Genomic DNA, 20206 nt, shown 5'->3' with positions numbered 1-20206 from the left:
TGCAATTCGTGAAGGCGGCCGTACTGTAGGCGCTGGTGTTGTTGCTAACGTATTGAACTAAGACTTAAGTCTCAGTAATGAGCTTATGAATTAGTCATAAAAAAGGCCATCCTATCTAGGGTGGCCTTTTTTTATTGGAGAAAGTTGAAGCATGATCGAAAATAGAATTATGCCTAGCGTGTATTAATGAATTAGCTACATGTGTGATAGAGACAATTATTTGTTAGATAGCATATTGTAATCTGTAGCATAGCTTGTTATATTATCGCTGCACTTAATGCTAGCAGTTATTTTAGATTGCGGCAGTGCAAAATCAGGTAAAATTAATAATTTTACCGTCAAGGGCTTGCATTCTATGCTAAATATTGTATAATGCTGTCCTTTACACCTATAGGCGATTGGCTCAATTGGTAGAGCATCGGTCTCCAAAACCGAGGGTTGTAGGTTCGAGTCCTACATCGCCTGCCATCTTCTTATCACATCTTTGTTGTACCCCACCATCTCCGAAGCGAGTTCTTTATGAGCAATGATCAAGATAACCTCGAGACTAAGTTATCTGATGCCAAGGCGGTTGCTGGTGGAATGCTGTCTAAAAACAAGCATGTTTCAGCTAGCGGTACTACTGCTGTTGAAGTGGCTAAGACTGGCTCAATAAAAGATTTGATTTTGTGGCTACTTGCCGCAGCTGTATTAATCGGTGCGACTCTAGTAAATCAATACTTACCGGGCTATTGGCAACCTGCCAACGACGTCTGGGTACGTATTGGTATTATTGTCGCACTTGTTGTATTTGCATTAGTTTGTTTGGCGTTAACGCATCAAGGCCGTGCTTTTAAAATATTATTAAAAGATGCTGCCGTTGAGCTTCGCCGAGTGACATGGCCAGGTAAAGACGAAACCTTTCAATATACATGGCAAGTGATTGTCGTGATTGCGATTGCTGGTTTCTTTATTTGGTTATTGGATAACTTTTTTAATTGGTTCGTTGGTATTTTCATCGGTTAATAGCGCGTATTAGTGACTATTAGCGAGACATTTACTCATAACAACTTATTTATAATGATCAGGAGCGTGATATGCGTTGGTATATTGTCCAAGCGTTTTCAGGATATGAAAAACAAGTACAACGTTCATTAACTGATCGTATTAATCGTAGTGACTTTGCTGAGTCATTCGGTGATGTATTGGTTCCTACTGAAGAAGTCGTCGAAATGAAAGACGGCAAAAAACGTAAGAGCGAGCGTAAGTTCTTTCCTGGATATGTATTGATCCAAATGGAAATGAACGACAATACTTGGCACATCGTAAAAGACTGTCCTCGTATTATGGGCTTCATCGGTGGTACGCCTGAGATGCCTGCACCGATTACGCAAGTAGAAGCTGATCGCATTTTAAACCGTTTGAACCAGACTGAGACTGACCCACGTCCTAAGACTCTATTTGAGCCAGGCGAAGAGTTGTTGGTTATCGATGGTCCATTTACTGACTTTAAAGGGTTGGTAGAAAAAGTGGATTATGAGAAGTCTAAACTACATCTAACGGTAAACGTATTTAATCGACCTACGCAGGTTGAGCTTGAATTTAGTAAAGTTGAAAAACTAGACTAAATTAGCAAAAAATTCATCAACCGGGGAGCTGTTAGTCAATTAGGTATATACCACATTGATTTGGCGCTATTACCCATTTAGGAGAGTATCATGGCTAAGAAGATTGATGGTTACATCAAACTGCAAGTGCCTGCAGGCAAAGCAAATCCTTCACCACCTATTGGTCCAGCTTTGGGTCAAAAAGGCGTGAACATCATGGCGTTCTGTAAAGAATTTAACGCTGCGACCTCAGGCCAAGAGCCAGGTCTACCGATCCCAACTGAGATCACAGTATACAGCGACAAATCTTTTACCTTCATCATGAAGTCACCACCAGCTGCATACTTACTACGTAAGGCTGCTGGTATTGCTAAAGGTTCAGGTACACCTAACACTGCTAAAGTTGGTAAAGTTGACCGTGCACAACTAGAAGACATCGTTAAGACTAAGAATGCAGATTTAACTGCAGCTGATCTTGACGCTGCTGTCCGTACCATCGCTGGTACTGCACGTTCAATGGGTATTACCGTGGAGGGTGTATAATGTCTAAGCTAACCAAACGTCAAAAAGAAATTCAAAGCCGTATTGATAACGAAAAACAGTACACTATTGAAGAAGCGGTTCAAATCCTAAACGATTTGCCAGCGCTAAAATTCAAAGAGTCTATCGATATCGCGGTAAACTTGGGCGTTGACCCACGTAAATCTGATCAAGTAGTTCGTGGTGCAACTAACCTACCTGCTGGTACTGGTAAAACCAAACGCGTTGCTGTATTCGCTCAAGGCGCTGCTGCTGAAGCCGCTAAAGAAGCTGGTGCAGACATCGTTGGTTTTGAAGACCTAGCAGAGCAAATCAAAGCCGGTAACATGGACTTTGATGTTGTTATCGCAGCTCCAGATGCAATGCGTGTTGTTGGTCAGTTAGGTACTATCCTAGGCCCACGTGGTCTAATGCCTAACCCTAAAGTTGGTACGGTAACGCCAAACGTTGCTGAAGCTGTGACTAATGCGAAAGCTGGTCAGGCTCAGTACCGTGTTGATAAAGCTGGTATCATCCATGCAACTATCGGCCAAGTTGGTTTCACTGCTGATCAAATCGAGCAAAACGCGCAAGCGATTCTTTCTGATCTAAAGCGTGCTAAGCCTGCTACTTCTAAAGGTACTTTCATTAAGAAAATTACCTTGTCTAGCACGATGGGTCCAGGTCTAACGATCGACGCTGTTCCTTATCGTACTGCTAAATAATTAAAGTTTTTATCTTCAAATATTTTGAATGATAAACACAAACAGTTTTTAAAGAATTAGGTCAGCGTAGTATTTGCTACGCTGTCTAAGACCGTAGGTAGAGAGTAGTTTAGAGTCATAGTTAGCGATCTTCGGATAGTTGTTTATGACAATAAGTCACTTTTGTTAATCGACGACAGATGAAAATCTTAGTTGTCCTACGCAGACGGTGGCCCACACAGTTTAAGACACGAGCGGATAGGGCGATAAGATTATTTATAATCTTCAAACTATTACTCAACGTCATTCTGATAACGGTGCCGTAATCAGTCGTTACCAGTAGATGCTTTTTTTATTAATTGAATCCGCTGGTAATGTGTCGTATCAAGTCAGTCTTAGCTTACAGTTTGAGCGCATAAAAACCTTGTTTTTGGCACTTTTATTATAAGTCGATTGATAAGATTAAAGGAGTCAACTTATGGCATTAACGCTAGAACAAAAACAACAAGTTGTGGCTGAAGTGTCTGAAGTTGCTGCTAATGCTTACTCAGCAGTAGCTGCCGAATATCACGGTATTGGTGTTGCACAGCTTACTAAGCTGCGCGAACAAGCTCGTGATAAAGGTGTCGTTTTAAAAGTGGTAAAAAATACACTAGCAAAACGCGCTTTTGAAGGCACTAAGTTTGAGAGCATGTCAGACCGTATGACTGGTCCACTACTTTTGGCTTTCTCTATGGAAGATTTGGGATCTGCTGCTCGAGTCGTTTTCGACTTCAGCAAAGATAACAAAGCTTTAGAGACCAAATTAGTATCAGTCGGTGGTGAAGTTTATGGTCCAGAAGAGCTAGAGCGCGTATCGAAGCTACCAACTCGCGACGAAGCAATCTCTATCTTGATGGCTACTATGAATGCACCAGTGACCAAGCTTGTCCAGACTATGAACGCTGTTCCTGGCAAGTTCGTTCGCACTGTAGCGGCAATCAAAGACGCAAAAGAAGCTGCTTAATTGCTTGTTTTAACGTAACTTTAACATCGCTAATTTTGGTTGCACTTTATTGTCACATTAGGCAAGCAATCAAAGCGATATTAGAATCAATTAATTTTTATCAGATAACGGAGAGTTCTCATGGCACTATCTAAAGATGACGTGTTAAATGCAATCGCTGAAATGTCAGTAATGGATATCGTTGAGTTAATCAGCGACATGGAAGAAAAATTCGGCGTAACAGCTGCTGTTGCTGCTGCACCTGCTGCTGCTGGTCCTGCTGCTGCTGCTGCTGAAGAAAAAGACGAGTTTGACGTAGTTCTTGCCAGCTTTGGCGAGAAGAAAGTTGGCGTAATTAAAGCCGTACGTGAAGCTACTGGTCTTGGCCTAAAAGAAGCGAAAGATTTGGTTGAAAGCGCTCCAGCTCCAATCAAAGAAGGCGCATCTAAAGCCGAAGCTGAAGAGTTGAAAAAGAAACTTGAAGAAGCTGGTGCAACTGTTGAGCTAAAATAAGTTTAACACTGTACGAAAAAAAGCTGGTAATGCCTTGCATTGCCAGCTTTTTTTTACTATAATTCGTAGCTTGACCTTTTGTGTCTGCCAACATACGTATGCAACATCACGGTGGATACCCATCAAAAGGACAGACGATATACATGCAAGCACACATGCCAGTTTTTGAAATCAGTTAATATGAGCTAAACGTCTGTAGATGTTTGGCATTTTTTTGTGTCTGCATGCTTTCCTATCAACACTATAGTTTATACTGATTCTAAAAGTTATAGTTACCCCGATTATTAATCCTGAAAAAAGCGGTATTCTTAAAAAAGCTGTTGATCATAAGTTGCCTACTTGGTGTGGCATGACTGTCGATATTCAGTCTCATAGACAGTTTGTATGTGTAGGGAACATAGTTCGGTAATAAGTAGTCTAGATGGCAAGTGGTATGGATGCAATCTTAATAGACATTATTTCCCAGCAATGTATTTGTAAATTAAGCCTGATAGGCAATATGTTATAGATTATATAATATTGAATTTTTTGGTTGCAACAGTCATATAGACTGATTCACTTACCATGAATCTAGCAAGCAACGACGAGATTAAGTGAAGTGTGCTAGGTAAGCACTGAAGAGTAAAGTAGTAATTGACAGAAAAGACATGAACTGAACACGAAGACCCGTTTTATATTATCGTTTACGTCGCCACGTTTGCATCGTATTTATGCATACTGGCCACGCTTTTAATTTGTTTCCACGTTTACTGTAAGGACTCTCGATGGCATATTCTTATACTGAAAAAAAGCGTATTCGCAAAAGTTTTGCTGAATTGCCCACTGTAATGGACATTCCCTATTTACTGTCTATTCAAGTAGATTCTTACGAGCAATTTTTGCAAGAGCACAAAAAGCCGAAAGCTCGTGAGAATACTGGTTTGCAAGCTGCGTATTCCTCTATTTTCCCAATTGAGAGTCACTCTGGTAACGCAGAGCTACAATTTGTTGAGTACTATTTAGGCACGCCTGAATTTGATGAGCGTGAGTGTATCTTACGTGGTTCAACGTTTGCTGCGCCTATGCGTGTCAAAATCCGTTTGATCATCAAAGACAAAGACAGCAAAGACAAAGATAGCAAAGCTGCTATCAAAGATATCCGTGAGCAAAGCGTTTACATGGGTGAGATGCCTTTGATGACGGCTAACGGTACTTTTATTATCAATGGTACTGAGCGTGTTATCGTATCTCAGCTACATCGTTCACCTGGTGTGTTCTTTGATCATGATAAAGGTAAGTCGCATTCAAGTGGTAAAGTGCTTTATAACGCGCGTATCATCCCTTACCGTGGTTCATGGTTAGACTTTGAATTCGATGCAAAGGACTTAGTCTTTGCTCGTATTGACCGTCGCCGTAAACTACTTGCATCAATCATTCTACGTGCACTTGGTCTAACGACTTCTGAAATCCTAGATTTATTCTTTGATAAAGTTGCTGTTTATAAAGGCGAAGAGCAGTTTGAAATTGACTTAGTTGCTGATCGTCTACGTGGCGAGATGGCTCAGTTTGATATCGTATCACCTGAAGGTGACGTTATTGTAGAGCAGGGCAAACGTATCAACGCACGCCGTATCCGTCAGCTTGAAGAAGCAGGCATGACAAAAATTGCTGTGCCTGATGAATACCTATATGAGCGTATTTTAGCTGAAGACATCGTTGTTAATGATGAAATCATCGCTAAAGCGAACACGCCAATCGACCACGAGTTATTGGTGAAATTGAACTCATTTGAAGCCAGTGGTGCCATCAAAGAGTTCAGCATTCTGTTCACTAACGATATCGACCAAGGTAGTTATATTGCCGATACGCTACGTGCTGATAGCACCTCAAGCCGTGAAGAAGCGTTGATCGAAATCTATAAAGTCATGCGTCCAGGTGAGCCACCAACGGTTGAAACGGCTGAGAAACTGTTTGAGAGCATGTTCTTCAACGCAGATCGTTATGACTTATCTAACGTCGGCCGTATGAAGTTCAACCGTCGTCTTGGTCTGCCATTTGAAAACACCGATGATCCAGACGTACAGCGCGAACGCAGTGTATTGACCAACGATGATATCGTTAATGTTCTAAAAGAACTTATCGAAATTCGTAACGGTCGCGGCGATGTCGATGATATTGACCATCTAGGTAACCGCCGTATTCGTTCAGTGGGCGAGATGGCAGAAAACCAATTCCGTGTTGGTCTAGTACGTGTTGAGCGTGCCGTAAAAGAGCGTTTAAGCTCAGCAGAGTCAGACAACTTGTCACCACAAGATTTGATTAACTCTAAGCCAGTAGCGGCTGCGGTTAAAGAGTTCTTTGGTTCAAGCCAGTTGTCACAGTTTATGGATCAGAACAACCCGTTGTCTGAAGTTACCCATAAGCGCCGTGTATCAGCGTTAGGACCTGGTGGTCTAACTCGTGAACGAGCAGGCTTTGAAGTACGTGACGTACATGATACGCATTATGGCCGTGTATGTCCTATTGAGACTCCTGAAGGTCCAAACATTGGTCTGATCAACTCACTAGCGACATTTGCTAAAACCAACAGCTTTGGTTTCTTAGAAACGCCATATCGCCGTGTGGTTGATGGTAAAGTGACTGATGATATTGAATATCTATCAGCAATCGAAGAAGTCGGTACTGTTATTGCACAGGCTGACTCTCCGATGACTGAGGATGGCGCGTTATCTGACGAGATGGTCAGTGTCCGTAGCTATGGTGAATTTGTTCGTATGCCGCCAGAAAAAGTGACGCATATGGATGTATCACCAAGTCAGGTAGTATCGGTTGCAGCAGGTCTGATTCCGTTCCTAGAGCATGATGATGCTAACCGTGCCTTGATGGGCTCGAACATGCAGCGTCAGGCGGTTCCTACCCTACGTGCTGATAAGCCATTGGTAGGTACTGGTATGGAGCGACACGTTGCTCGTGACTCAGGTGTTTGTGTCATCGCTAAGCGCGGCGGTGTGATTGAAGATGTTGATGCATCACGTATCGTGGTTCGTGTCAACGAAGACGAGATGGTTGCTGGTGAAGCGGGTATTGATATCTATAACTTGATCAAATACACGCGTTCTAACCAAAACACTTGTATCAACCAACGTATCATTGTTAACCAAGGTGACGAGATTGCTTTGGGTGATATCTTGGCCGATGGTCCATCAACGGATCTTGGTGAGCTAGCACTGGGACAGAACATCCGCATCGCATTTATGCCGTGGAATGGTTACAACTTTGAAGATTCAATCTTACTATCTGAAAAAGTCGTAAAAGAAGATCGTTTCACTACGATTCATATCCAAGAATTGACTTGTGTGGCTCGTGATACCAAGCTAGGTACAGAAGAGATCACGGCTGATATTCCAAACGTTGGTGAAGCAGCACTATCAAGTCTTGATGAAGCAGGTATCGTCTATATCGGTGCTGAAGTTGATGCTGGTGATATTCTCGTTGGTAAAGTGACGCCAAAAGGTGAAACTCAGCTAACGCCAGAAGAGAAACTACTACGGGCTATCTTTGGCGAAAAAGCGGCTGATGTGAAAGACACTTCACTACGCGTACCAACTTCAAGTAAAGGTACGGTTATTGATGTACAAGTCTTCACCCGTGATGGCGTTGAAAAAGATGCACGCGCAAGAGCGATTGAAAAATCGCAGCTTGACAGCTATCGCAAAGATTTGAAAGAAGAGCTACGTATCTTTGAAGAAGCAGCACGTGGCCGTATTGGTAATCTATTAGATGGCCAAAAAGTCAGCGGCGGTGCTGGTCTAAAGGCCGGTACGGTTATGGCATTGGCTGATATGAAAGATATGAGCCTTGAGACCTTGCTTGATATCCAACCAGTTGAAGAAGAAATCTCTGAGCGTCTAACGCAAATCGCTGATTACTTGGTTGATAAGCAAAAAGACATCGATGTGAAGTTTGCTGAGAAAAAACGCAAATTGACTGCTGGTGATGACTTGCAACATGGTGTACAAAAAATCGTTAAAGTATATCTAGCGGTTAAGCGTCGTATTCAGCCTGGTGATAAGATGGCTGGTCGTCATGGTAACAAAGGTGTGGTATCGCGCATCATGCCAGTTGAAGACATGCCTTATGATGAAAATGGTAATACCGTTGACATCGTATTGAACCCACTTGGTGTACCATCTCGTATGAACATTGGTCAGGTTCTAGAGACGCATTTGGGTATGGCAGCGAAAGGATTGGGCGAGAAGATTGATGGTATGCTCAAATCTCAAGCAGCGATCAAAGAGCTACGTGACTTCTTGGACAAAATCTATAACCAAGTAGGCGGTGAGCAAGTTGATCTTGATAGCTTAAGTGATGATGACATCATGGCGCTAGCAGACAACTTACGTGGCGGTGTACCAATGGGCACAGCAGTATTTGACGGCGCAAGAGAAAGCCAAGTCAAAGATTTGCTTGAGCTTGCTGGTATGGATCGCGATGGTCAGCAGACGTTATATGATGGTCGTACAGGTCAGAAGTTTGACCGTAAAGTAACCGTCGGCTATATGTACATGCTCAAGCTTAACCATTTGGTTGATGACAAAATGCATGCGCGTTCAACGGGTTCTTACTCTCTAGTCACGCAGCAGCCACTCGGCGGTAAAGCTCAGTTTGGTGGTCAGCGCTTCGGTGAGATGGAAGTGTGGGCACTAGAAGCATACGGCGCGACTTACACGTTGCAAGAAATGCTAACGGTGAAGTCGGATGACGTTGAAGGCCGTACTCGTATGTACAAAAACATCGTTGATGGTGAGCAGTATATGGATCCAGGCATGCCTGAGTCGTTTAACGTACTGACCAAAGAAATCAAATCACTGGGTATTAATATTGAGTTAAAACAAAGCAACTAGCCCGTTGTTTAACTTAGTTGTCCACTAAAGGCAGTCTGCTTTATTGCTGCTGCTTTTAGTGATTTGTCTCAACCCTATTCATTGCCTTCATTCATCTTATCTGCGTCAATGGTACGCTGTCAGATGATTATAAAGATAACGGAGAAGCAACTTGAAAGATTTACTCGATATCATGCAAAGCCCTACCGGCAACGGTAACCAAGAGTTTGATAGCATTCAAATTACTTTAGCCTCACCTGACGTCATCAAGTCATGGTCGCACGGCGAAGTGAAAAAGCCTGAAACCATCAACTATCGCACGTTCAAGCCTGAGCGTGATGGTCTTTTTTGTGCCAAAATCTTTGGTCCAGTAAAAGACTTCGAATGTTTATGTGGTAAATATAAGCGCCGTAAGTTCCAAGGCGTTATCTGTGAAAAATGTGGTGTGGAAGTTACCACTGCTAAAGTTCGTCGTGATCGCATGGGTCATATCGACCTAGCCAGTCCAGTTGCGCATATTTGGTTCCTAAAATCATTACCAAGCCGCATTGGTCTATTATTAGACATGACGCTACGTGATATCGAGCGCGTTCTATATTTTGAAAGCTATATCGTTACTGAGCCTGGTCTAACTAGTTTAGAAAAGTACCAGTTGCTTGATGATGAAGATTATTACAAAGCGCTTGAAGAGTTCGGTGATGAATTCACAGCCAAAATGGGTGCTGAAGCCGTTCAAGACCTATTAAAAGACATCGATATCGATCTTGAAATCGATGAGCTACGTGAAGCGATTCCACAAACAGGTTCTGAGACTAAGCTTAAGAAAATGTCTAAGCGTCTCAAATTATTAGAAGCATTCCGTGATTCTAATAACAAGCCTGAGTGGATGGTAATGAACATCTTGCCAGTACTACCACCAGATTTGCGTCCTCTAGTACCGCTAGAAGGCGGCCGTTTTGCGACGTCAGATCTAAACGATCTATATCGCCGTGTGATCAACCGTAACAACCGTCTTAAGCGTCTGCTTGAGCTAAGCGCACCTGACATCATCGTACGTAACGAAAAGCGTATGTTGCAAGAGTCAGTAGATGCGTTGCTTGATAACGGTCGTCGCGGTCGTGCCATCACTGGTAGTAACAAGCGTCCATTGAAATCTTTGGCTGATATGATCAAAGGTAAGCAAGGTCGTTTCCGTCAGAACTTACTTGGTAAGCGTGTCGATTACTCTGGTCGTTCGGTTATCGTTGTAGGTCCAACACTACGTCTACATCAGTGTGGTCTACCTAAGAAAATGGCACTAGAATTGTTCAAGCCATTTACTTATAACAAACTATTATCTCATGGCTTAGCGACTACGATTAAAGCTGCTAAAAAGATGGTAGAGCGTGAAGAGCCACAAGTATGGGATATGCTGGCCATGGTTATCCGTGAGCATCCAGTACTTCTTAACCGTGCGCCAACACTTCACCGTTTGGGTCTACAGGCATTTGAGCCAGTATTGATCGAAGGTAAAGCCATCCAATTGCATCCGCTTGTTTGTACTGCATTCAACGCCGATTTCGATGGTGACCAAATGGCCGTTCACGTGCCATTGACGCTAGAAGCACAGCTTGAATCACGTGCTTTGATGATGTCTACCAACAACATCTTGTCACCTGCAAACGGTGATCCGATCATCGTACCATCTCAGGATGTTGTACTAGGTCTATATTACATCAGTCGCTCGTCGATCAATGCCAAAGGCGAGAGCATGATTTTTGCTACCGTTAATGAAGCATTGCGTGCAATTGGTTCAAACGACCTACATGTAAACGCCAAGATCAAAGTGCGTGTTACTGAGACGCAAATTGACGAAGAAGGTAACGAGACTAAAGAAATCAGTATCAAAGATACGGTTGCTGGTCGTCTACTTATCTGGAACATCATGCCTAAAGGTATGACGTTTGATGAGTGTAACCAGGAGATGACGAAGAAAAACATCTCTCGTTTGATCAACTCTTGCTACCGTAAAGTTGGCGTAAAAGAAAGTGTTATGTTTGCTGACCAATTGATGTATCTTGGTTTTGCTCAAGCAACACTATCTGGCGTGTCTATCGGTATCGACGACATGGTCATTCCACCACTTAAAAAGCAAATCATCGAAGTGGCAGAAGGCGAAGTTCGCGAAATCGAAGATCAGTTCGAGCAAGGTTTCGTAACTGCTGGTGAGCGCTATAACAAAGTAGTCGATATCTGGTCACGTACCAATGACAAAGTCGCTAAGGCGATGATGGACAACTTGGCAACAGATAAAGTTATCAATGCACAAGGTGAAGAAGACGAGCAGAAGTCATTCAACTCAATCTTTATCATGTCAGATTCTGGTGCTCGTGGTAGTGCGGCACAGATTCGTCAGTTGGCTGGTATGCGTGGTTTGATGGCGAAACCAGATGGCTCAATCATTGAGACGCCGATTAAAGCTAACTTCCGTGAAGGTTTGACCGTACTACAGTACTTCATCTCAACTCACGGTGCACGTAAAGGTCTAGCGGATACGGCACTGAAAACGGCTAACTCGGGTTACCTAACTCGTCGTCTGGTTGATGTGGCACAAGATTTGGTTATCACTAGCGATGACTGTGGTACTGAAGAAGGTCTACTCATGAAACCACATATTCAAGGTGGTGAAATCATTGAGAAACTAGGTGAGCTAGTACTGGGTCGTGTGACTGCTCGTGATGTTACTTACAACGATGATGCTGATAAAGTATTGATTCCAGCTGGTACATTGATCGATGAGTACTGGGTTAACGTCCTTGATAACAACGCAATCGATGATATCTGGGTACGTTCAGTAATTACGTGTGATATCGAACATGGCGTATGTTCACAGTGTTATGGTCGTGACCTTGCACGTGGTCATAAAGTGAATATCGGCGAATCAGTCGGTGTTATGGCAGCTCAATCTATCGGTGAGCCGGGTACTCAGTTAACCATGCGTACGTTCCACGTGGGCGGGGCAGCGAGTTCAGCCTCTGTAGACAACAGCATCTCTGTACGTAATGCTGGTCAAGCGCACTTTGAAAATATGAAAACAGTACAGCATACCGATGGTCACTTAGTCATCGTATCGCGTTCAGCTGAAATCGCATTGACCGATGAGCTTGGCCGTGAGCGTGAGCGCTATAAAGTACCATATGGTTCAAGCGTACTTGTGAAAGACGAAGAGCAGGTTGAAGGCGGTCAAACTATCGCTAAATGGGATCCGCATACGCATCCAATCATCACAGAATTTGCTGGTACAGCACGCTTCAGTGACATCACTGATGGTATGACTGCAACAGTAAAAGTTGATGATGCGACTGGTATGAGCTCATTTGAGATTCTAGCTACTCGTGACCGTTCAAGCTCAGCAAAAGACTTACGTCCTGCGATTATCTTGAACACTGACGAAGGCAAAGAAGTGGTTTACTTCTTACCAGCTGAAACTATCATCCGCGTAAGCGATGGTGAGAAAGTGGCAGCAGGTTCGATTCTAGGCCGTGTACCACAAGCGTCTTCTGGTACAAAAGATATTACCGGTGGTCTACCACGTGTTGCTGACTTGTTCGAAGCACGTCGTCCAAAAGATCACGCCATCATGGCAGAAATGACTGGTGTGGTAAGCTTTGGTAAAGAGACTAAAGGTAAGAACCGCTTCATTATTACTAATGAAGATGGCGAAGTACATGAAGAGCTAATCCCGAAATGGCGTCAAATCAACGTCTTTGAAAACGAGACGGTAGCACGTGGTGAAGTGATCGCTGATGGTCCACAGAACCCACATGATATCTTGCGTTTGAAGGGTCAGACTGCACTTGCTGATTACATCGTCAACGAAGTACAGGACGTTTATCGCTTGCAGGGTGTAAAAATCAACGACAAGCACATCGAAGTTATCATTCGTCAGATGCTGCGTAAAGTTGAAATCACTGACGGCGGCGACTCAAGTCACTTCAAAGGTGATCAGGTAGAGTATGCAGATATCAAAGCATTGAATGCGAAGCTAGAAGCGGAAGATAAATTCCCAGTACAGTTTGAGCGTCAATTACTAGGTATCACCAAAGCAAGTCTAGCAACTGAAAGCTTTATCTCAGCGGCTTCTTTCCAGGAAACAACCCGTGTACTAACTGCGGCTGCTGTGACTGGTAAAGTGGATGAGTTACGTGGTCTGAAAGAAAACGTAGTTGTTGGTCGCTTGATTCCTGCAGGTACTGGTCTTGCTTATCATAAAGCACGCAAAGAAAAAGCAGATCAGAAGCTACAAGATAAAGATTTGAATGCAGCGTTTGATATGACTGCAAGCACTGATAGCAAAGACTTTGCAAGCTTTGACGAAGCATTTGCTCAAGAGTTAAATCAAGATAATTAATCGTATTAAGTATTTTGATTCATTCTTAATTTAATAAAAAAGCCAGCCTAAGTTGCTGGCTTTTTTGTGCGTATAAAAAACTAAGAAAGGCATGGTGCTATCATCTAAAAAAATAGTACACTGGAAATATGCTCTAATTCACTATTCATAAAAGGATAATTAGCAAATGGCAGGTAAAACTCGCGTCGCCAAATATCAAGCAGATCGAACCAATCAAAAGTTATATTTCTGTCGTTTATCTTGCCAATCTGCAGGAAGTACCAATGATAAGCAGTTATACCAAGCACACTGTGAGACTGCTATTTTTCACTTGCATGGTGCTTTATTGGCATTCATTCAGGAGCTCGGTCACTTCTATAGCCTAAATATGACGGCGCCAACTTTGCTCGATATTGAGCAAGCACTGAGCGAGCGAACCCAAGTATCTCCTGAGATTCAGCGTTTGCAGCAATTACAGCAGCAAGGTTTTATCGCCAATATAGAACGTGCTTATCAGCGTTGTCTGTATGCAGTACCGCCAGATACTATCGTCGATGAAGCGCCAAGCAGTCATTCAGCGTCGCCAGACTTGATTGTCAATGTTGTCACTTTATCTAACCAATGGCTACCTGATGAAACAACGATACGGGAATGGCGTAATCAGCTTTTGGAGCTGATTGAACAACTGCGTGCAGGTATGGTTGAATTCTAATAGGAAGTAAACTAGCAAATTTATTCTTTGACCGCTATTTATTGAACCATTTTAAAGTATGATTAAGTAGGGTAGGCCATAGTCTACAGCGCATAAAAAAGGCTTATTCAGTCATTGCTGAATAAGCCTTTTTCTTATTAACTAAAAATAGTCTTGTTTGTTACTCTGGCATCGGTGGCATACTTTCAACGGGTGTCACCGTTAATGGATTTTCCGGTACGCTGTCATCACTACGATTGCTACTTGGTTTCGTTGATGGTGGAGTGCTCGTCTCTTCAGTAGGCTCTGGAACCGAAGGCTTACGCTGCTGGGTTTGAGTCTTGACTGGTTTTGCTGATTTATTGGAGGCGTCGTTAACTAGGACGCCATCATCAGTCATCTCTATGATACTTTGCTGTTGCTTTCTGGATTTTGAGCGATTATTGATAGATACCCATTGGCTTGGCGTGTCTTTCAGCTGAGCTTTCATAAAGTCCATCCATACTGGCAGCGCTGCTACACCACCATATTCACGGCGGCCCATAGTAGATGGTTGATCGAATCCCATCCATACTACTGTCGCATTGGTAGGATGGAATCCTGCAAACCATGCGTCTTTGGCCTGATTGGTGGTACCAGTTTTGCCACCGATATCATTGCGACCTAATGCCTTTGCTCTTACCGCTGTACCGCGTTGGACTACATCGCGTAGTATATCGGCCATCTCAAAAGCGACTCTAGGTTGCAGTATGCGCGGTGCTTGTTTGGCCCTTACATATTGTACGGCAGGCGCTTTCAGGCGATCTGACTGTGGACCTGCGTTATATACCGTTAAATCAAGCTCTTTATCTGTTGTTTCGCTATCATCATTGCTTTCTGATGATGAATTATCGGCGGTTATTTCATTAGTAGTCTCATCAAGCGCTTCAATTGACTTCTCATACTCTTCAACTAAGCTGCTATTAACCTTCTCAAGTTTTTCGTTAAAGCATAGTGCACACGCTTGACGTGGATTTGCCTGAAACAACAGCTCGTTTTTATAATTGTAAATTTGTTCAATAAAGTAAGGTTGGACACGATGACCACCATTGGCGAAGGTTGAGTAAGCCGTGGCCATTTGTAATGGTGTGGCTTGTCCTGCTCCAAGTGCTAATGACAAGGTTGTTGGTAGCTTTTCTTTATCAAGACCGAATTCATCTAATAGGTTGCGCGTACTTGAGATACCGATCGCTTGTAACAAGCGAATAGATACGAGGTTACGCGACAAATATAAACCACGACGTAAAGTGATATCACCTAAGAAACGTTCATCAGAGTTTTTCGGTTTCCAGTCACCTACTTGAATAGCTCGGTCAGAAACGATGGTATCTGGACGATAACCTTTTTCTAAAGCAGCGGTATAAACAAGTGGTTTAATGGTTGAGCCAGGTTGACGCCAGCCCTGTAGAGCGCGGTTGAACTTACTGTGGTTAAAATCAAAGCCACCAACCAATGCATTGACAGCACCAGTCTCTGGATTTAACGAGACCAAACTGCCTTGAATTTTAGGTATTTGACCTAGTTGCCAGTTGCCATTCGTAGTAGGTATCACACGAACGATATCGTTTTTCTTAACAACTTGACTGGCATTGCTAGGGTAATAACCAATACGGTCAGCAGAAATATATTTGCGTGCCCATTTCATACCAGACCAATTAACGGTCACTTCTTCACCAGATTGTAGGACTGCATTAAAACTACGAGAATTGACTTTGGTCACTTTGGCAGGAGACATATTGCTGTAGCGTTGGAAGTTCTCGAGAGGCTCATCATTTGCTTCAGCCCCGCGCCAACCATGGCGATGCTCGTAGGCAATCAATCCTGTTACTACTGCTGCTTCTGCATCTGTTTGCGCTTTACTGTCTACTGTGAGACGTACGCGCCAACCACCGTGCATGACTTGATCGCCATAACGTTCGACCAAAGAAGCTCGCGTCATTTCTGCCAAATAAGGCATATTTACATCGAGCTTTTCTTTATATAGGTTGATACCTATAGGGGAGTTGACAGCTTCATCATACTGAGCTTTGGTAATATAGCCAAGCTCATGCATGCGTCCAACGATCCAGTTACGGCGAGTCAATGCGCGGCTAGGATTGGCAACAGGGTTATACTTAGAAGGGGCTTTCGGTAGACCGGCTAACATCGCCATTTCAGCAATAGTGAGATTGTCTAATGACTTACTATAATATTTTTTGGCCGCAGCGCGGATACCATAGGCGCCTTCACCCAGATAGATCTTATTGACATATAGTGTCAAGATGTCGTTTTTGCTCAGTTCGTCTTCGATCTTCCGCGCCAAAAATAACTCTGTTAGTTTGCGGTTTAAAGTACGTTCTGGACTTAAGAAATAGTTTTTAGCGACCTGCATCGTAATGGTAGAGCCACCGGTTTGACCATCGTCATCAGTGACTGCTTCGGTGACAGCGCGACCAAGACCTTTAATACTAATTCCGCTATGCTGAAAGAAAGAAGCATCTTCGGCCGCTAAAAAAGCATGAGTTAAATCTTCAGGAATCTCATCAAAACTAACTGGTAATGATAAACGATTGCCGTATTGGCCGATTAATTTATCATCACTACTATAAATCTGTAATGGCATTTCTAATTTGGCTGTTTTAATTTCTTGCGTACTAGGTAGGGTCGGCGATAGATACATGGCCATCCCATAAAAACCAATAGGTACAGCAAGTGCTAGAACAACTGCCAATGCTAGGCAAGCGATAAAGAGTCCCACCAAAAAGCGAATGAGACGAGCGGTAGCATTTGTTTTGGCCATAATAAGACTTATTAGTTAGAATTTGTAGCAGACAATATTATTATACATTGAACAAAATAGGCAGGTCATAATAAATGTGTAAGTTGGCCTTAATATATTTTTAAATGCTTGAATCTATCAATTAAGTAAAGTATTGTATTGAATTATTACAAATAATTACCAGATTGTACACTTAATATAAGGTATAGAGCTAGTGAGGCTATTTACTTCCAAAAGTCGACATTTGATTGGCGTGGATATTTGTGCCACTTCAGTAAAGTTGGTTGACATACAGCGTCAGCAAGGCATGTTCCACCTAAAATCTTATGGTATTGAAAGACTACCGGAAGGTATCGTGGTTGATAAGATTCTAGTAGATACAGAAGCTGCTGGTAATATTATAACGGTCTTGGCACGACGCTGCCAAGTCGCGGGTAGCAATGCTGCGACCGCTGTTTCTGGCTCTGCGGTGATTACTAAAATCATTGATATGGATATGACACTCAGCGATGTTGAGCGTGAGGCGCAAATACGTTTGGATGCTGACCAGTATGTGCCTTATCCATTAGAAGACGTCAATCTAGATTTTGAAGTATTAGGACCGTCTTTGGTTAGTGAAGATATGGTTCAGGTGTTGCTTGCTGCCTCTCGCTCAGAGAACGTCGACCAACGTGTCGATGCTTTGGCCTTTGGTGGCTTGCAAACGAAAATTATGGATATCGAGTCTCATGCAATCGAGCGCGCGTTTGGATTGATGGTAGATAGCCTACCGAATGTACCAGAACTAGTAGCGTTGGTAGATATTGGCCATAATCAGACCACATTATATATCGCTAAGAATGGCGAGTTTATTTATAGTCGTGAGCAGTTGTTTGGCGGTGCTCAGCTGACCGAGGCAATACAAAATCGCTATGGCCTATCAGCAGAAGAAGCGACATTGAGTAAACGCGAACGTACCTTACCTGATGATTATTATCCTGAAGTACTGACCCCTTTTATAGAAAATACCATTCAACAGATCACTCGCTCTTTACAGTTTTATTTCTCATCAAGTCAATATAGCAGTATCGATCATGTGGTGCTTGCAGGAGGCAGCAGTTCTATTGCAGGTCTCGCTGGTATGGCACAACAAAAGCTGGGTGTAACTGTCAGTGTTGCCAACCCTTTTACCAATATGACTATTGCGCCAAATATCGATAATGAGCAACTGGCGGTTGATGCGCCAAGCTTAATGGCTGCATGCGGTCTTGCGTTAAGGAGCTTTGACTAATGGCTCGTATTAACCTTTTACCTTGGCGACAAGAAGAGCGTGAACGTCGTAACAAAGAGTTTATGACTCTAATAGTGGCAGTGACGTTGCTGAGCTTGTTAGCAGCTTTTGCTTCATGGAGTTATTTTAATAATGAACTTGATGAGCAGCTTGATGCCAACGCATTGATCGAACAAGAAAACACTCGCTTAGACACCGCATTGACCGAGATTGACAGTTTAGAGCAGCGCCGTGAAGACATTATTTCACGCATGCAAGTCATTCAAGACTTGCAGGGGCGACGTCCTGTGCCTGTACGTTTATGGGATGATTTGGCAAAAGCTATTCCACCAGCACTTTATCTAAATAACCTTAAACGTGAAGGTGATACGCTAACTTTGACAGGCTTAGCGGACAATCCAAACATTGTGTCCAGTCTGATTCGTAACCTTGATAACAGTAAATGGATGGGCAACTCAGCAGTAAGTAACATTCAGCAGAATATTAGCGCTTATGAAGCTGCTCCAGTCCTCAACAATACGGTTAATACTGGTGAGCAGGCGCGACCTGTTTATCCTGAAGACAGTTACGTACAGTTTGTAGTAACGACTAGAGTACAGTCGGAAACTCCGACTACTGATACCGATACTGGTCTTGGAGGTGCGTTATGAAGCTTATCCGCAAAAAGAGCCTCTCTAAAACCAAAAAATCTGCTTTAAAGCCAAAAAAGCAATTCGATTTAAATGAGTTTCGCCGTAGTTTTGAGTCGCTAGATTCAGAAAACTATGGCAGTTGGCCACTGCCTGTCAAGGTGACAGTGATTGGACTTATCATTACCTTTATCGCAGCATTGTCATGGGCATTACCTATCAGTAGCAAAATTGACGAGATTAATGCGGCTGAAAGCCAGCAGCAGACCTTGCTTGATAGCTACCGTGAAAAAGAATCTCGCGCACGTCATTTAAAAGCATATCAAGCGCAAGTTGTCCAAATGGAAACTGAATTTAATACTTTATTGGATCAATTGCCGAAAGATACGCGTGTGTCAGAATTGGTAGAAGGCATAAACATGACAGGCGTTGGTAGCAATATCCGTTTTCAGGATATTTCAGTAGAGCCTGAAATTGAAAACGAATTCTTTATTGAGCAGCCAATACGTATTGCGGCTTTGGGTGAGTACCATCAGTTTGGTAGCTTTATCAGCGGTCTTGCTGCACTTCCTCGAATTATTACGATGCATGATTTTGAAGTCAGTAACCCGCAGCCTACATTGGATGTTTTGCCAGAGCTCAATTTAGTATTGCAAACTAAGACTTATCGCTCTAAAGAAGCGGCTCCTGAAGGTGATGAAGCTGCTGCTACTGATGCAAATGCAGGAGGCAACTAATGAGTATCCAAAAAATGCCCATGCTATTGGTTTTAAGTGTCGCTGTTTTATCTATGACTGGGTGTAGTGACCGTATAGGTATGGCAGAGCAGGCAATGACCGATATCCGCAACCAGCCTGCACAGCCTATTGAACCACCACCTAAAGCCGAGCTGGTAGAAGATTTTGTGTATAGCGCTAGTTCGCAGCGTAGTCCATTTTTGCCACCGAGTTTAGTCAATGTACAAGGCCCGACCACTCCTATAGATGGTGTACGACCAGATATCAACAGAATCAAAGAACCGCTTGAGCAGTATGAACTGTCGCAATTGGTCTTCCGAGGTGTGGTGATTTCGCCCGAAGGTCAGCGATATGCATTGATACAACGTCCTGATGGTTCGGTTGCGAGTGTTAAAGTAGGCGATTATCTTGGATTGAATGACGGCCGTATTGTTGAAATCACGCCGACCCAGGTTAACTTGATTGAAATTGTGCCAGACAGCCGCGCAGGGTTTGTAGAAAAACCCCAGTCGCTGGTATCCCCTATAAGCTAAGTCGGCAGATT

The 20206-nt window shown here is 43.1% G+C and carries 14 protein-coding genes and 1 tRNA gene; 14 read left to right on the top strand and 1 reads right to left on the bottom strand.

Translation table 11 applies throughout. The features are described from left to right. Positions 1–392 precede the first annotated feature (392 nt). The 10 genes from CXF60_RS00800 (at position 393) to CXF60_RS00755 (ending at position 14250) form a co-directional block, all read left to right on the top strand. A tRNA-Trp gene (locus CXF60_RS00800) sits at positions 393–468 on the top strand. A 51-nt stretch (positions 469–519) separates the two neighbouring features. Beyond that, complete coding sequence (secE, locus tag CXF60_RS00795; RefSeq protein WP_057761731.1) at positions 520–1005, top strand: preprotein translocase subunit SecE; 486 nt, start codon at positions 520–522, stop codon at positions 1003–1005. 71 nt (positions 1006–1076) lie between these two features. After that, positions 1077–1607, top strand: coding sequence for a transcription termination/antitermination protein NusG (nusG, locus tag CXF60_RS00790; protein WP_057761729.1), 531 nt, complete (start codon positions 1077–1079; stop codon positions 1605–1607). Between the two features lie 90 nt (positions 1608–1697). Next, positions 1698–2129, top strand: coding sequence for a 50S ribosomal protein L11 (gene rplK / locus CXF60_RS00785; RefSeq protein WP_057761727.1), 432 nt, complete (start codon positions 1698–1700; stop codon positions 2127–2129). Beyond that, entirely contained in the window at positions 2129–2830 is a 702-nt protein-coding gene (gene rplA / locus CXF60_RS00780; RefSeq protein ID WP_057761725.1) for a 50S ribosomal protein L1, read from the top strand. The genes rplK and rplA overlap by 1 nt, the downstream gene beginning before the upstream one ends. Before the next feature lie 457 nt (positions 2831–3287). Then, entirely contained in the window at positions 3288–3815 is a 528-nt protein-coding gene (rplJ, locus tag CXF60_RS00775) for a 50S ribosomal protein L10 (RefSeq protein WP_057761724.1), read from the top strand. Between the two features lie 120 nt (positions 3816–3935). Then, positions 3936–4307 (top strand): 50S ribosomal protein L7/L12, encoded by a 372-nt coding sequence (rplL, locus tag CXF60_RS00770; RefSeq protein ID WP_057761722.1) that lies wholly within the window; start codon positions 3936–3938, stop codon positions 4305–4307. A 764-nt stretch (positions 4308–5071) separates the two neighbouring features. Beyond that, complete coding sequence (gene rpoB / locus CXF60_RS00765; RefSeq protein WP_102090388.1) at positions 5072–9190, top strand: DNA-directed RNA polymerase subunit beta; 4119 nt, start codon at positions 5072–5074, stop codon at positions 9188–9190. Between the two features lie 151 nt (positions 9191–9341). After that, a complete protein-coding gene (gene rpoC / locus CXF60_RS00760) occupies positions 9342–13559 on the top strand; it encodes a DNA-directed RNA polymerase subunit beta' (protein WP_102090387.1) in 4218 nt (1405 codons plus the stop codon). A 166-nt stretch (positions 13560–13725) separates the two neighbouring features. Next, positions 13726–14250 carry a DUF6586 family protein gene (locus tag CXF60_RS00755; protein WP_101204294.1) on the top strand — a complete coding sequence of 175 codons (525 nt, stop codon included), beginning with the start codon at positions 13726–13728 and terminating at the stop codon, positions 14248–14250. A 160-nt stretch (positions 14251–14410) separates the two neighbouring features. Here the strand turns inward: CXF60_RS00755 and CXF60_RS00750 are convergent, their stop codons facing one another. Next, positions 14411–17047, bottom strand: coding sequence for a penicillin-binding protein 1A (locus tag CXF60_RS00750; RefSeq protein WP_102090386.1), 2637 nt, complete (start codon positions 17045–17047; stop codon positions 14411–14413). Positions 17048–17240: 193 nt separating this feature from the next. Here CXF60_RS00750 and pilM point away from each other — a divergent pair, with 193 nt between their 5' ends. Genes pilM through CXF60_RS00730 form a run of 4 tightly spaced genes read left to right on the top strand, consistent with a single transcriptional unit; the run spans position 17241 to position 20195 of the window. After that, the gene (gene pilM / locus CXF60_RS00745; RefSeq protein ID WP_102090385.1) at positions 17241–18296 is read left to right on the top strand and encodes a type IV pilus assembly protein PilM; all 1056 of its coding nucleotides are present in this window, start codon (positions 17241–17243) and stop codon (positions 18294–18296) included. Continuing rightward, positions 18296–18946, top strand: coding sequence for a PilN domain-containing protein (locus CXF60_RS00740; protein ID WP_102090384.1), 651 nt, complete (start codon positions 18296–18298; stop codon positions 18944–18946). The genes pilM and CXF60_RS00740 overlap by 1 nt, the downstream gene beginning before the upstream one ends. After that, positions 18943–19662: a type IV pilus inner membrane component PilO gene (locus CXF60_RS00735; RefSeq protein WP_102090383.1), complete on the top strand. Its 720-nt coding sequence runs from the start codon at positions 18943–18945 to the stop codon at positions 19660–19662. The genes CXF60_RS00740 and CXF60_RS00735 overlap by 4 nt, the downstream gene beginning before the upstream one ends. Then, positions 19662–20195, top strand: coding sequence for a pilus assembly protein PilP (locus CXF60_RS00730; protein WP_102090382.1), 534 nt, complete (start codon positions 19662–19664; stop codon positions 20193–20195). The genes CXF60_RS00735 and CXF60_RS00730 overlap by 1 nt, the downstream gene beginning before the upstream one ends. Positions 20196–20206: the final 11 nt, after the last annotated feature.

It is taken from the genome of Psychrobacter sp. 4Bb, from assembly GCF_002836735.1.
Classification (GTDB): Bacteria; Pseudomonadota; Gammaproteobacteria; order Pseudomonadales; family Moraxellaceae; genus Psychrobacter.
This window is presented reverse-complemented; position numbering and strand designations above follow the sequence as displayed.